The organism is Alcanivorax sp. UBA3183, from assembly GCF_002364155.1.
Lineage (GTDB): Bacteria > Pseudomonadota > Gammaproteobacteria > Pseudomonadales > Alcanivoracaceae > Alcanivorax > Alcanivorax jadensis.
This window is the reverse complement of sequence record NZ_DEXN01000007.1, coordinates 13,277-27,182: the sequence shown is the minus strand read 5'-3', so window position 1 is coordinate 27,182 and position 13,906 is coordinate 13,277. Positions and strand designations below refer to the sequence as shown.

General features: G+C 59.7%; 11 protein-coding genes. 4 read left to right on the top strand and 7 right to left on the bottom strand.

Features of this window, described 5'->3' with window-relative positions:
* Nucleotides 1–189: 189 nt before the first annotated feature.
* Nucleotides 190–1,377, bottom strand: coding sequence for a multidrug effflux MFS transporter (locus B3Q33_RS03050; RefSeq protein WP_272961815.1), 1,188 nt, complete (start codon nucleotides 1,375–1,377; stop codon nucleotides 190–192).
* Nucleotides 1,378–1,704: 327 nt separating this feature from the next.
* Between B3Q33_RS03050 and B3Q33_RS03045 the strand changes: the two genes are divergently transcribed.
* Nucleotides 1,705–3,597, top strand: a complete 1,893-nt coding sequence (locus B3Q33_RS03045) for a cation:proton antiporter (RefSeq protein WP_272961816.1) — start codon at nucleotides 1,705–1,707, stop codon at nucleotides 3,595–3,597.
* A 1-nt stretch (nucleotide 3,598) separates the two neighbouring features.
* Here the strand turns inward: B3Q33_RS03045 and B3Q33_RS03040 are convergent, their stop codons facing one another.
* From B3Q33_RS03040 to B3Q33_RS03020, 5 genes are all read right to left on the bottom strand, one after another.
* A complete protein-coding gene (locus B3Q33_RS03040) occupies nucleotides 3,599–4,027 on the bottom strand; it encodes a MerR family transcriptional regulator (RefSeq protein WP_232221948.1) in 429 nt (142 codons plus the stop codon).
* Complete coding sequence (locus B3Q33_RS03035; RefSeq protein WP_052042411.1) at nucleotides 4,024–4,965, bottom strand: hypothetical protein; 942 nt, start codon at nucleotides 4,963–4,965, stop codon at nucleotides 4,024–4,026. Before B3Q33_RS03035 ends, B3Q33_RS03040 begins: the two co-directional genes overlap by 4 nt.
* Nucleotides 4,966–5,107: 142 nt before the next feature.
* The gene (locus B3Q33_RS03030; RefSeq protein ID WP_273010279.1) at nucleotides 5,108–6,667 is read right to left on the bottom strand and encodes an FGGY-family carbohydrate kinase; all 1,560 of its coding nucleotides are present in this window, start codon (nucleotides 6,665–6,667) and stop codon (nucleotides 5,108–5,110) included.
* Nucleotides 6,664–8,163: a glycerol-3-phosphate dehydrogenase/oxidase gene (locus B3Q33_RS03025; protein WP_273010278.1), complete on the bottom strand. Its 1,500-nt coding sequence runs from the start codon at nucleotides 8,161–8,163 to the stop codon at nucleotides 6,664–6,666. The genes B3Q33_RS03030 and B3Q33_RS03025 overlap by 4 nt, the downstream gene beginning before the upstream one ends.
* Nucleotides 8,163–9,782, bottom strand: coding sequence for an FAD-binding oxidoreductase (locus tag B3Q33_RS03020; protein WP_273010277.1), 1,620 nt, complete (start codon nucleotides 9,780–9,782; stop codon nucleotides 8,163–8,165). Before B3Q33_RS03020 ends, B3Q33_RS03025 begins: the two co-directional genes overlap by 1 nt.
* 317 nt (nucleotides 9,783–10,099) lie before the next feature.
* Here B3Q33_RS03020 and B3Q33_RS03015 point away from each other — a divergent pair, with 317 nt between their 5' ends.
* The 3 genes from B3Q33_RS03015 to B3Q33_RS03005 all read left to right on the top strand — a co-directional run bounded on the left by B3Q33_RS03015 (nucleotide 10,100) and on the right by B3Q33_RS03005 (nucleotide 12,862).
* Nucleotides 10,100–10,768: an OmpA family protein gene (locus B3Q33_RS03015; protein WP_035244359.1), complete on the top strand. Its 669-nt coding sequence runs from the start codon at nucleotides 10,100–10,102 to the stop codon at nucleotides 10,766–10,768.
* A gap of 139 nt (nucleotides 10,769–10,907) precedes the next feature.
* Complete coding sequence (ada, locus tag B3Q33_RS03010) at nucleotides 10,908–11,975, top strand: bifunctional DNA-binding transcriptional regulator/O6-methylguanine-DNA methyltransferase Ada (protein ID WP_273010276.1); 1,068 nt, start codon at nucleotides 10,908–10,910, stop codon at nucleotides 11,973–11,975.
* Nucleotides 11,972–12,862: a DNA-3-methyladenine glycosylase family protein gene (locus B3Q33_RS03005; protein WP_273010275.1), complete on the top strand. Its 891-nt coding sequence runs from the start codon at nucleotides 11,972–11,974 to the stop codon at nucleotides 12,860–12,862. Before ada ends, B3Q33_RS03005 begins: the two co-directional genes overlap by 4 nt.
* A 200-nt stretch (nucleotides 12,863–13,062) precedes the next feature.
* Here B3Q33_RS03005 and B3Q33_RS03000 read toward each other — a convergent pair.
* On the bottom strand, nucleotides 13,063–13,906 hold an 844-nt coding region (locus tag B3Q33_RS03000), incomplete at its 5' end, for an MFS transporter (RefSeq protein WP_286826813.1).

Here is a 13,906-nt window from a genome sequence, read left to right as displayed (position 1 = left end):
CCCCGCCGTTGCGGCCAGCTTCCCGTGGCGGGAAAGTCTGACGCAGACAAGTTCGCGTCCTCGTAGGGTGGATTAGCCTAAGGCGTAATCCACCTTCCTGCGATTCGAAGTATGCTGCAGTGGATTTTGCGGATTACGCCTGAGTTTAATACACCCTGCGGTTGATGTGGTTGCCGAGAGGTATCGTTTCTAACCTTTCACCCCTTTCCTCAGCCACAGAAAAGCCCCCAGCGCCGCCATGCTGCTGCCAGCCATCAACAGTGTCATGGGCACCGGCGTGCCGTCATGCCAGGTTCCCAATACCGTGCCAATCAGCCCGGCCAGCAGAAATTGCAGCGTGCCGTTCAGGCCGGTAGCCGCACCGCTATCGCGGTCGAACAGGCTCAGGAAACTGGCAATACCGTTGGGGATCACCAACGCCACCATACCCGCAGTGACCATGATCAATGGCACCACCGCCCAGAGAACCAGATTGTCTGTCAGTGTCAGCCCCAGCAATGCCACTCCGGCCAGGGCCTGCAAGATTAGTCCTGCACGCATGATGTCGGCGCTGGCATAACGGCGTAGCAACACAACATTCAGGCGGTTGAGCCCGAGCATGGTCACCACATTGGCACCGAAATAGAGCGGAAACCGGTCGGGGCTGATGCTGAAATAATCCATGTAGAGGAAGGCCGCATCGGTAATGAAGACAAACAGGGCGGAAAATGCCAGCGCATTGGCAAGAATAAAACCCATGGCTGGGCGATTGCGCAGTACTCGGCCATAGGCGTTGAACAAACGGTGCCACAGCGTCTCATTGTCCTGCCGTCGCGGGACCGTGGGCAGCGGGAAGCGAACCAGCAGCATCAACATCATCCCGTAACCGGCCAGCATGAAGAAAATGCTCTGCCACCCGGCAAGATTGAGCAGTGCCACGCCCACCGCCGGCGCCACCAACGGCGCAATCAGCATGACCAGACCAATACTGGTGAGCACCCCGGCGGCCTGCTGGCCGGTGAAATGGTCCCGTACCGAGGCAGCGGCGATCACCACGGATGCACCACCACCCATGGCTTGCAGGAAACGCAGCAGGTAGAGCATGTGGATGTCATTACTGAAAGGAATGATCAAGCTGCCGGCAATAAACAGCAGCAGCCCCACGTAAGCGACCGGCTTGCGACCAAAGTGATCCGACAACGGGCCACCCAGCCACTGGCCCAGTGCCACACCGAGCACATAGACACTCACGGAAATTTCCACATCATGGATCGGCACGGCAAAGTGCTCGGACATGGCCAACAGTGCCGGCAGATAGGTATCAATGGCGAGAGGCCCCAGAGCGACCAAGGTGCCCAGTAAAATCGCCAATCGACGGGGAGAGATTTGCGCTTGCATGGAATGTCCAGTGAGGCAATGAGAACGGGATGTTAACGCATGTGTCGCCGGGCTTCAGTGAATTTATGAACCTGATTCATTTCCTGTTATGAAAAACGGGTTGCGGCCATCGTGTTGTCCTGTGACCATTAGCCGCTTTGGCGGGTTAATGAAAGCTCCCCTGCCCATGGGGATTCCAGAAACGCAATGGGTAACCGCGATGACAACACTACCAACGGACCGGAACCGGTCCTCATCGGTGCCCGTGATTCAACCTTCCGGGACTGACCCTGCTTGCTCTGCTGACACTTTCTGCCCCGCCACCCGTCATTACCAAACGGAAACTGCATGAATTTAGAGATTGCGTACCAATTGGCCATCATTACCGTTGTGGCCTTCCTGTGTCAGTGGGTTTCCTGGCGTATCAAGCTACCCGCCATTCTTCCGCTGCTACTGACTGGCCTGGCACTGGGGCCACTGACCGGGGTACTGCAACCCAAAGAATTGCTGGGTGATCTGCTGCTGCCCGGCGTATCGCTGGCGGTATCGATCATTCTCTTTGAAGGGGCCATGACCCTGCGCTTCGATGAAATTCGTGGCCTGGAGAAAACCGTTCGCCGCCTGGTGACATGGGGGGCGCTGGTCACCTGGTCGATTGTAGCCGTGTCTGCCTGGTGGTTTCTCAAGCTGTCGTTTGACCTTGCCCTGCTGTTTGGCGCCCTGGTGGTCGTCACCGGGCCAACCGTGATTGTTCCGCTGCTGCGTAGCGTACGCCCCGTCAGCAGTGTGGCCCGCCTGCTCCGCTGGGAAGGCATCGTCATCGATCCGCTGGGTGCCATTTTTGCGGTACTGGCCTATGAGCTGGTGGTGGCCAGCGGGCAGGAAGGTGCGTTACTGCATACCCTGTGGCTGTTTTTCCAGACTATCACCGTCGGTGCAGCCATCGGCGCTGTGGTCGCCATGGGCCTGGCAGCGCTGCTGCGCCGGCATCTGGTGCCAGAATATCTGCGCAGCTTCCTGGTGCTGTCGCTGGTGATCGGCGAATTCGTACTGGCCAATGCGCTCAGCGAGGAATCCGGCCTGGTCGCAGTTACCGTCACCGGTATCGTGCTGGCCAATCTCAAGGGGGTTCGCACCAACGATATTCTCCACTTCAAGGAGAACCTCTCGGTCATTCTGATCTCCGGGCTGTTTATCGTGCTGGCGGCACGCCTGGAAATGCAGGAACTCGAGCAACTCGGTTTGATGGCACTGGTGGTGCTGGCGATTATTCAACTGATCGCTCGCCCGGCTTCCGTGCTGGTCGCCACACTGGGCTCCAACCTTAACTGGCGGGAAAAATCCCTGCTCGCCTGGATTGCCCCGCGGGGTATCGTGGCCGCGGCCATTTCCGCCCTGTTTGCCGAACGGTTGCTGCAAAATGGTGTGGAAGGAGCCGAAATGCTGGTTCCTCTCACGTTCATGGTCATCATCGGCACCGTGGCCTTGCAGAGTCTCACTGCCAGACCTCTGGCGCGTTTACTGAAGGTCGCAGAGCCAGCACCACGGGGGTTCCTGATTGTGGGAGCCAACCCGGTAGCCCGGGCGATTGGTTCTGCCCTGCAGAAAAACCAGTTCCCGGTCATGGTGACGGACTCAAGCTGGGAATCCATTCGGCTAGCCCGCATGGAAGGCCTGAGCACGTTTTATGGCAACCCGGTTTCCCAGCATGCGGACCAATACATGGACCTGGTGGGCTACGGTAAATTGCTCGGGCTGAGCCCGCGGCGTGAGCTGAACACCATGGCCACTATGCGCTATCGTCTGGAATTCGGGGAACCCAATATTTTCAGTCTGCCTACCCAGAGAAGTGACAAGGAAGTAAAGCATGAAGTGGCGCCGGAACACCGTGGTGCCACCCTGTTCGCTGCGGAGATGACCTATGCTCGTCTGGCAAGCCTGCTGAGCCAGGGAGCGGAAATTCGCAAGACCCGCCTCACTGAAGAGTTCGATTTCAACGCCTACCAGCAAACCCCGCACCGCCGGGTGTGGCCGCTTTTCGCCATCGATACCCGTGATCGTATCTATGTGTTCAGTGAGGAAAGCCAGCCTGCCCCCAAGGCAGGCTGGCACGTGCTGGGATTGATCAAGGAAGATGCGGCCAAGGAAGAAGCCCGCACCGAGGCGCGGGCCGAAGCGGCTGCAGAGAAAGCTGCCTCGGACAAGGGTAAAGGCGCTGAAAAAGCCAACAAGAAAAGCTGACCTACCCTGCCGGGTCCGGGGCATCGACGAAGGCATCGATCAACCCACAGACCCGGCCATCATCCAGGCGACAATCCGGGCTGCCCTGCCACTGCTCCATGGCGCTGCGCATACGCAGACTGAGCGATTGCAGCTCGGCAATCTGTGTCTCTACCTGTTCCAGGCGCGTTTCAATCAGAGTCCGGACCTGGCCGCAGGGTGTTTCCCCTTCCCGGGAAGCCCCCGCCAGGGCCTGAATATCAGCGAGCGTAAAACCCAGGGAGCGGGCTTTCAGGGCAAAGTGCAACAACCGTAAATCCGTATTTCCGTAACGGCGATAGCCGTTGTTGGGATCTCTTTCCGGTTTCAGCAGAGCAATGTCGGTGTAATGCCGCACCGTCTCGGTGGTGGTTCCCGCCTTGCGGGCCAGATCGGAAACACGCATGGTCATTTCTCTCCCGGTTGCGTCCAGGGTCGGTAGATAGCGGGAATGGCCGCATCCTGCTGCTGGTAATAACGGTGAATGGCCATGGCCAGGGCGTCAGCACCCAATTCTTCAGACAGCTTATCCAGAAAGGCGGTTCCTCGCTGCGACATCACCAGGTGACACTGCAGGGCGACATCAGCCAGGGACCGGTTCTCCGGGTACCGTTGCCAGGCCTGCCGCAATGGACTGTGAGCCCAGTCGCAACGCTGATGACTCAGAGCGAGCTGCCCTTCCAGCCACCAGAGGTAAGGATCATCTCCGAGCGCCAGGTGCAATTGCCCGCTGATTTCCCGGTAAGCATTCTGATCGGACGCCATCAGTGCGTGTTTCAGCTGCCAGAGTGCCGGTTTGCCCGTTTCTGCCTGAGCCGCCAGGGCCTGCTCTTCACAGGGCTGGCCGGTACACTGCACAAGCCATAATGCCAGCAGTGCCGGCTGGCCTGCAGCCAGATCGGCAAGTTCCGCCGAGCCGGGGTTATCCTGCAACATGGTCAGGAATGCCTTCCCCCTCCCGGCTTGAAACCGATCGCCATAGGACACCAGTTCGCTCAATTGCAGACCGCTGCTGTAGTCGTACCACTCGGTGAGACGATAACGGGCACCAGGTTCGCCCTCCAGGCGGAGAAACCCCACACCACCGTCAGAAAAATGCAGTCTGATACGGGCCGCGAAACGCTTCCGGTTTTCGTTGAATCCGGTGATGGCGAACTGCTCAATGTCCACATCCTGCACCCAACGAGCAAGAACCCGGTCGGGCACCGGTACTAACGTCTGCCGGGCCAGTACCGGTTGCAGAGAACCACTGCCAAGATCCGCTCTTAGTGTCGCGAGGGTAAGGCTGTCAGCGCTAACGGTCTGCGCCAACAGGAAAAATAACAGCGAAATGAAAAAGCGGTAAGTCATGCGAAGCCCCATTTGATCCCGCACAGACTAGGCAAAAACACCGGGGTTAGCCACACCCTGGGTGCGCAGGGGAGACCCGTGCCTTATGGTGCAAATGATGGCCGGTGATCGCCAAGCTTTCTGTGGTAAAACCAATGCGGTGTTATCTCGACGGATAACCGGTGATCTGTCGGATGGAGCGGTACAGCGGGGACAGCCGCGGGTACATTTTTCGGTAGACTTGGCGGTATAGCGCATCGTACTGACGGGCCACCTCAGGATCTGGCTCAAACCGTTTTCCGGGGCGTGTCATCGCCGCGACAGCGCTGGCGTAATCCGGGTGCAACCCCATGGCAACGGCGGCATTGATGGCCGCCCCCAGGCCGGAGGTTTCAGAGGTATGCGGGCGTTCCGCCGGGAGGTTAAACAGGTTCGCGGTGATCTGCATGATGGCATCGCTCTGTGAGCCACCACCAGACACCCGCAAGGATTGCACTGGCACCCGATTGCGTTTCTCCAAGCGCTCCTTGCCCTCGCGAAGGGCATAGGCAATGCCTTCGATAATCGCCCGGTAAAGGTGTGCCCGGGTATGTACATCGCCAAAACCGATGATGGCGCCCTTGGCCTCCGGTCCGGGGATGCGCACGCCGGGATTCCAGAAGGGCTGCAGCACCAGTCCCATGGCGCCGGGGGGCGAGTCGTGCAGGAAGGACTCGAACAGGGTTTCCGCACTGACACCCAACTCTTCGGCCTGCTGCACTTCCTGTTGGGCGAACTCGCGCTTGAACCAGTTCACCATCCAGTAGCCACGCTGAACGATGACTTCCGAGTTGTAGCGCCCCGGCACGGCCGCGCTGTAGGCGGGGACAAACGGAATTGGCTCCACGTAGCGTTCGTTACAGGTATTGAAGGTGGCTGTGGTGCCGTAGCTGAGGTTACCGATTTCCGGCGTGAAGGCACCGGCGCCAAGCACTTCGCAGGCCTTGTCCGCCCCGCTGGCGATCACCGGCAGGCCGACGGGAATGCCGGTATGTCGGCTGGCGGCGGCGGTGACCTTGCCCAATGTCTCGCCCGGTGCGACCAGCTCAGGGAGCTGCTCGCGGGTTACCCGCAGGGCTTTCCATTTCAGGTCATGGGCCGGCGCCCAGCACTGCCCCTTGTAATCGAAAGGGATGTAGCCAACCTGCGAGGCGGTACAGTCACGCACTTCACCGGTCAGACGATAGTTCAGATAGCCAGACAGCAGCAGGAAATGGGCGGTTCGTTGCCAGATCTCAGGCTCATCCTCCGCCAGCCAGTTGCACTCCGCCTTGGCTTGAAACTGGCGCAGGGTTTCTCCCTGGCCGAGCAAGTTCACTGGCGCTGCATACCACCAGGGCAGGCGAGGAAAATCCGGGGTACGCCGTTGATCCAGCCAGATTACTGCCGGGCGCAGGGGGCGCATGGCCTTGTCCAGGCAGACCACCGAGGCTCGCTGGGTAGTCAAAGACACCGCGACCACCCGGGATCGCAGCTCGCCATGCTCCAGCCATAAGCCCTGACAGGCCTGACCCAATTGTTCCCAGAAATAGTTAACGTCCTGCTCGGCTTCGCCCGGGCGGTCTGGCAGATAGGGCTCGATATGTTGTTGGTACTTGGCAATCAGTTCGCCGTTGCCATCGAACAGCATGGCCCGGGCACTTTGTGTGCCTTGATCAAGGGCAAGCAGCAGCGGTGGACTCATCCGGCGGCCTGCTCTACCGGTGAGGCTGGCACACCGTAGTAGCGCTGATGAATGTCCAGATAGCGTCTTCTCTCCTCTTCCCAGCAGGCATCATCCCAGCCGAGGGTGGCCTGAATCTGTTGTTGCAGGGTATCCAGTAGCACCTTGCCGGCTTCAGGCAGCAGCAGCCCGAGCCGGGTACGGCGCAGCATCAAGTCATCCAGGTGCACCACATCCTCGTTCTCGAGAATCCACTGAATGAGGGCCGGGTCTCCCTGATCTGCATGCAGAAAAGCATCCACAGCCTGCGGGGCATCACTGATGGGAATAAAGCCGGGCTCGGTGGTTTTCTGGCCGCGCTTGTGGGCGGCACTGTCGATCAGACCGCTGGCCAGCAAGGCATCCAGGGCAATCAGCCGAAACGTGGTGAGCTTGCCACCACTGACGGTAACGATACCGTTTTCACCCCATACCGCATGATCACGGCGCTCCTTGGAAGGATCCATGCCCTTGCCGGAGGCAATGACCGGACGGACGCCGGCAATGGTGGAATAGATATCGTCCCGATTGAGAGCCGCCTTCGGAAACTGGCTGTTGATCAAACGGAGCAGGTAATCCACTTCCTGGCCACTGGCCGCTGCCTCGATATCCATATCCTGGGGATGATCCAGATCCGTGGTGCCCACGCAGGTCACCCCCTCCCAGGGGAACACAAACACCGGGCGACCATCGTCAGGATGCATGACGGTGAGGCAATCCTTCACCGGCAGACGTTCGGGGTTCACAAACAGGTGGCTGCCGCGCAGGGGGCGCACGCGGGGGTCACTGCCGGAAAAACGGTCTGCCCAGGCGCCGGTGGCACTGATCACCCGTCGCGCACGAAGCGTGGCCGTCTGCTCGGTGGTTCGATCCGTCACTGTGACAGCGTAACCTTCACCACTGGGCTCGGTCTGTTCTACACGGCAGTAATTCTGTGCCAGTCCACCGTGGCGAGCCGCCTCCAATATCACCCGAACCACCAGGCGGCAGTCATCGGTAAGGGCATCGGTATAGCTCATGGCGCCGGTCAGGGACTGGCTGTTGAGCCCCGGCACACGCTCCAGCAGTTGCTCACGGTTCAGGTAACGATGATCACGGATGCCGGCAAGAAAATCGTACAACCAGAGAATCGCCTTCATCGGCAACCGTCCGGGGAAGACCCCTTTTCGTAGCGGAAACAGATAAGTGGCCCGCTCCACCAGCCCCGGCAATTCTTCAATCAAGCGTTCGCGTTCAAGCAGGGAGTGGCGGGTCAGGCGAATGTCCCCCTGGGCGATATAACGCAGCCCGCCATGCACCATTTTGGAGGAGCGACTGGAGGTGCCCCAGGCGAAATCGGTCTGCTCCAGCAGCAGCACCCGGTGCCCCCGACGGGCCGCTTCCAGCAACACGCCGGCGCCGGTGATACCGCCACCGATGACAATAAGATCCCAGTTTTCGTCAGCGAGGGAGTCCAGGGAGTGGCGTTTGCCTAACATCAAGATTCCTTTTCAATTCGCGGCTGGGTGTCGTCGAGCAAACAGCCCGGGTTCAGTCGCTGCTGCGGATCAAAGTGTTTCACTAATGACGTCAGTGCCGCGATGCCCTGCTCGCCTTTCTCGTGGCGGAGCCAGGGCGCATGATCGCGCCCTACCCCGTGCTGATGGCTGATGGTGCCCCCATGCGCCACGATGGCATCACTGGCCGCCTCTTTCATGGCGCGCCAGCGCTGCAAGGTGTTGTGGTAGCTGTCCGAGCAGCGAAACACATAGGTGGTATAGATACTGGAACCCTGCGGATAAAGGTGTGACAGATGGGTAAAGACATGCACTTTTTCGCCCTCTCCCACGTTGTCGCGCACCGCCTGCTCCATGGCATTCATGGCCGGGGTGACCTGATTCCAGTCCACCGCGGTTTCAAAGGTGTCCACCACATACCCATGCTCCCATAGCCCATGACGGAGGTAGGGGGAACGAAAACGGGACTCTTCCCATTTCTTGCCCAGCAGCTCACCCACCACCGTGCCACCGGCGGAACGAATGCGTTTTTTTACCGTGGCCAGGGTGTGGCGCACCAGTGACTTTTCACCGGTCACCCCGAAAGTGATCATGCATTTTTCGTTCCGGCAGCCACGAAGTGACAGGTATCGATGCAATACCGACACCAGCTTTTCATGGCCGGCGAGCATCAGATGGGTGCGGGTTTCTTCCGCATTGGATAGCCGCAGCATGGAAAGCGGCAGCTTGGCCTGGGTCAGGCTGCGCACCAGCGTCCTGGCCGTTTCCCAGTCCGGCGCGAAGGCTACCTGGAACGTTTCCGTTTCCGGCAAGGGGGTAACGCGCACCTTGACCTCGCTGATCACTCCCATGCGCCCTTCCGAGCCCATGATAATTTCCCGCAGATCCGGCCCGGCGGAAGACGCCGGAATGGTGGGGATATCCAGGGTGCCCCTGGGCGTTTCGATACGACCACCAGCGAACATCTGTTCGATGCGACCATAACGCATGGACTGCTGGCCGCTGGAGCGGCTGGCCACCCAACCCCCTACCGTAGACAGTTCCCAGGATTGCGGGAAATGCCCAAGCATGTAGCCCTGCTCGCGCAGCTGGCTTTCCACTTCCGGTCCCGGGGTACCGGCGCCGAAGGTGGCAATCTGGCTTTCCTTGTCCAGGTGGAGCAGTTTGTTCATGCCAGCCAGTGACAGTGTCAGCACCGGTTTGTCGCTGGCTGGTGGATTGATATGCCCGGCCACAGAGGTGCCGCCGCCATAGGGAATCACCAGCACATCATTGTCCTGGGCCCAGACCAGCAGGCGCTTCACCTCTGCGCTTTTGGTCGGCATCGCGACCCCGTCCGGGAAACGACCGAAATCACCGGAGCGCATGGCCAGCCAGTCCGGCAGGCTTTGCCCGCGAGCATGACGAATGCGTGTTTCTGCATCGGTTCGGATCAACGGGTGGTCAGGCATGCGCGACGCGGGCACCGCCTGCAACACCGTTGCCATTTCCGCATCCGGCAAGGGTGTGGCCGTGCCAAGACGCGATTGCAGAAAAGTCAGGCCGGAGGCCTTCAGCGGGTAATGATTGGCGCTGTCGCCCCAGCCGTTCCAGCGTCGCATGCAACGTACTCCTTGATTTGGGAAAGCCTGCCAGGATCGTGTAACAGGCTGATGTCATGGTAGCCCTGACGGCAAGGGGTTTCACTGGCGCAGCGGGACAGTAGATGGACTATTTCTGACACCCGCCTGATTTGTGCCGCTGATACAGGCCGTATTGAATAGATAACAACCATCTACAAACGGGCACTCGGTTTTTTTCGTACAAATTCGTAAACTCGTGAAGACGCCGCTTTACCAGCCATGCTCTCAGGGCTATGGTTCATATCACATCAAACTATTTAAAAACCAATACCTTATAAGACTTACAAGGAGTTCTCATGAAACGTTTCGTTGGTTGTCTGGCGCTCGCAGGCGCTATGTCCCTGCAGGCAGGCTGCAGCACCATCAACCCTTACACCGGTGAAAAGCAGACCTCCAAGGCTGGTATGGGTGCCGGCATTGGCGCCGTCACCGGTGCCCTGATCGGTATTGCCACGTCAGACAGTGCCAAAGAGCGTAAAGAGCGGGCACTGAAAGGCGCCGGTATTGGCGCTGTTGCCGGTGGTGGCGTGGGCTACTACATGGATGTCCAGGAAGCCAAGCTGCGCGAGAAACTGGAAGGTGCCGGTGTGTCCGTTACCCGTGATGGCGACAACATCATCCTGAACATGCCAGGTAACCTGACTTTCGACACCGACAGCACCACGGTGAAGTCTTCTTTCCGCCCGGTACTGGACGCCGTCTCTGAAGTCCTGAAGGAATACAAGTCCACCATGATCCAGGTAGCCGGCCACACCGATAGCACCGGCGGTGACAAGTACAACCTGATGCTGTCCCAGCAACGCGCTCAGTCCGTGGCCAATATTCTGGGCGGCTTCGGCGTTGAGCAAGTGCGCATGGATACCGTCGGTTTCGGCGAGACCCAGCCCATTGCCAGCAACGGCACCGCCAGTGGCCGTGAGCAAAACCGTCGTGTTGAACTGACCCTGTTGCCTTACACCGAGTAAGACAACCCGGGGTGGGTGCCCAGCACCCACCTCCCCCTCCTTCCTCTTTTTTCAATTCCCCCGCAACATCCAGAGTGCATCACGATTTTCTTCGGGCCATGATGAAGTCAGACCCTTCATTAAGCCAAAGGAACAGATCGTGAGTACAGCGACGGGGCAGATTACCGACACACAGTGGCATGCCATCCAGAACCGTGACCGAAGTGCGGACGAGCGCTTTGTCTATGGCGTTATCACCACCGGCATTTTCTGTCGGCCCAGTTGTCCGGCAAGACGGCCTAAACTGGACAATGTGCGGATATTTCCCACTGGGCAGGCAGCCTTGCAGGCGGGCTTGCGCCCTTGTCGTCGTTGCAATCCGTTTTCCCTGGCGGGTTCACCAGTGACAGACACCGTCATAGCCCTGTGCCGCCATATTGAGCAAAGCCACAGTCCGCCGACACTGAAAGAGCTAGCCGCTCAATGCGGCTGGTCTCGCCACCATTTGCAGCGCCAGTTCAAGGCGGTCACCGGGCTTTCACCACGGGACTATGCGATGGCAGTGCGCCGGCGGCGCCTCAGCGGGAATTTACAACGCCATACATCCATCAGCCGTGCCATGCAGGAGTCGGGAATGGAATCCAGCAGCCAGCTTTACAGCCAGGGCAAACAGATGCTGGGGATGTTGCCCGGCCAGTATCGTTCCGGCGGCACGGGGACAGCGATCCGTTTTGCCATGGCCGAATGTAGCCTGGGCTGCCTGCTGGTGGCAGAAACCGCACAGGGTATCTGTGCCATCAGTCTCGGTGATGAGCCGGAACCATTGCTCAAGGAATTTCAGACACGTTTTGCTGACGCCGAGCTGCTCCCGCCAGACCCGGCTTTTGACGCCAAGGTGGCCCGGGTTGTTTCACTGATCGAAGATCCGCAACAGCGCCTGTCGTTGCCACTGGATATTCGCGGCACTGCGTTTCAGCAACGAGTCTGGCAGGCGCTTCAACAGATACCTCCGGGCACCACCCTGTCCTATCAGGCCCTGGCTGAGACACTTGGCCAACCGGGCGCCGCCCGGGCAGTGGCGTCGGCCTGCGCCGCCAACACCTTGGCCGTGGCGATTCCCTGCCATCGAATTGTGCGCCGTGATGGCAGCCTGTCCGGCTATCGCTGGGGCGTAGAGCGCAAGCGGGCCCTGCTGGAACGCGAGCTTGAGAACAAGGAGAGTGAGTGAGAAAAAAAACAGCCGAGCTGACTCTAACGCTACCTGCAGATTTCGATCGCGAAGCCTTCCTGGATTTCCACCGCCGGGATACCGAAGCCGTCGCCGAAAAAGTCGATGCCGGGGCGCTGAAGAAAGCCTTTATCTGGCAACAGGTGCCCACCCTGCTGACAGTGGATTTTGATCAGCCCGGCCATGCCCATGTCACTTTGCATTGTGACGATAAGCCACCGTCTGCCAGCGCTTCACTGGACGCCTTTGCGGGTCATTTACTGGGTCTGGATCAGCCAACACAAGCCTTCGAGGCGCAGGCCGGCAGGCACTCTCTGGTGGGTGCAATGGTGCGCTCGCAGGCCGGATTGCGGGTACCACAATCCGCCTCCCCGTTTGAGGCACTGAGCTGGGCGATCATCGGCCAGCAGATCAGTGTGGCTGCCGCCGTTTCCATTCGCCGACGTTTTATACAGCGCCTGGGCCGCAGGCACAGTAACGGCCTTTACTGCTACCCCGATGCCAACGATGTTGCCAGCACGAACGCGGAAGCGCTGAAGGCCTGTGGTTTTTCCCGCAGCAAGGCGGAGTGTCTGCTCACCGTCGCTCGTCGCTGCCTCGACGAGGCCCTTCTGCCAGAGATCCTCATGGCGCAGCCCGATCTGGAAACTCTTCGCAAGAGCTTGCTGGCAATACGTGGCCTGGGGCCCTGGAGCGTTCACTATGCACTACTGAGGGGCTATGCATGGATGGACGGAAGCCTCCATGGGGACGTGGCCGTGCGCCGGGCGATTCAGCAGTTACAGGGCAATGCGTCTCCGCCAAGCCTCAGCGAAACCGAACGCTGGCTGTCTGAGTTCCGCCCTTGGCGCAGCCTGATGGCGGCCCATCTTTGGGAATCCCTGTAATGAATTGATAATTGAGAACGAATAATTGATTACGGCGCGACCAATGTCGAATCGGCTTTTAAAACGCAAAGTCCCCGTGCACATGTTGGTCGCGGTTTCCTGAGCTTGATGGCAGAGCGGCTGCCCCGCGAGTTATCAATTCTCAATTATCCATTATCAATGGCGTTGTCGGGTGCAGTTCGCCTTAGCCTCAGTGCACCCTACGCACTAGCGGGCGCAGCACGAACTAACCGCCAGGCCAACCAGCCCAGCGGCACCATCAGGGACAATACCAGCAAATAGGGCCAGCGGTGATCCAGGGTGTACAGCCCGGTGCCAACCAGCGGCCCGAGAATAAACCCCAACGCCGGGCAGGCGCTGGCCAGACCGGCCACCCGCCCCTGCTCTTCGCTGCTGACGCGCAGGCTGGCCAAAGACATGATTGCCGGCATGCCGAAGCCCAGGCCGAGCCCCACCAGCAATACCGCAAAACTCATCACCAGTTGCCGATCTGCCAGCCACAGAATCAACGCGCCGGCGCCCAGCGCCGGGACAGCCAGAGCAACCAGCAACGTGGCCGGTGCCCGCAGCCATTGCACCACGACAATCTGGCCGAACAGGGACGTGACCGCCGCCGCCATCATGGTCAAGCCAAGGGCGCGGGCTGCCGCCGCGGGGGATAATCCGAAGTGATCCTGAAACAGGAAGCCCAGGGTCTGTTGAATCAGGGCAAAGCTCATGAACAACATCACCCCGGTGAGCAGCAAGTCCCGCAAACGCGGGTCCGCATAGGCGCCCAGACCACTGCGCAGGACCTTACCCAGGGACACGGTGCGCGCCTTAGGCTGGTGCGGCGATGGGGGCAGCCACAAGGCTGTTGCGATAGCCATCAGTGCGGTCAGGGCCGCCACGCCGTAAAGCGGGAAAACCAGCCCCACCGCCGCCAGCAAACCACCGGATACCGGCCCTATCACCGTCCCCAGATTGTTCGCTGCACCGATACGGCCCATACCCTGGGTGCGCTGCTCTGGAGTAGTGATATCAGCGGTATAGGCTGCGGCGGCT

Coding starts and splice junctions, on each gene's coding strand:
- B3Q33_RS03050 (WP_272961815.1), bottom strand. CDS start 1,377: ATGCAAGCGCAAATCTCTCCCCGTCGATTGGCGATTTTACTGGGCACC.
- B3Q33_RS03045 (WP_272961816.1), top strand. CDS start 1,705: ATGAATTTAGAGATTGCGTACCAATTGGCCATCATTACCGTTGTGGCC.
- B3Q33_RS03040 (WP_232221948.1), bottom strand. CDS start 4,027: ATGACCATGCGTGTTTCCGATCTGGCCCGCAAGGCGGGAACCACCACC.
- B3Q33_RS03035 (WP_052042411.1), bottom strand. CDS start 4,965: ATGACTTACCGCTTTTTCATTTCGCTGTTATTTTTCCTGTTGGCGCAG.
- B3Q33_RS03030 (WP_273010279.1), bottom strand. CDS start 6,667: ATGAGTCCACCGCTGCTGCTTGCCCTTGATCAAGGCACACAAAGTGCC.
- B3Q33_RS03025 (WP_273010278.1), bottom strand. CDS start 8,163: ATGTTAGGCAAACGCCACTCCCTGGACTCCCTCGCTGACGAAAACTGG.
- B3Q33_RS03020 (WP_273010277.1), bottom strand. CDS start 9,782: ATGCGACGCTGGAACGGCTGGGGCGACAGCGCCAATCATTACCCGCTG.
- B3Q33_RS03015 (WP_035244359.1), top strand. CDS start 10,100: ATGAAACGTTTCGTTGGTTGTCTGGCGCTCGCAGGCGCTATGTCCCTG.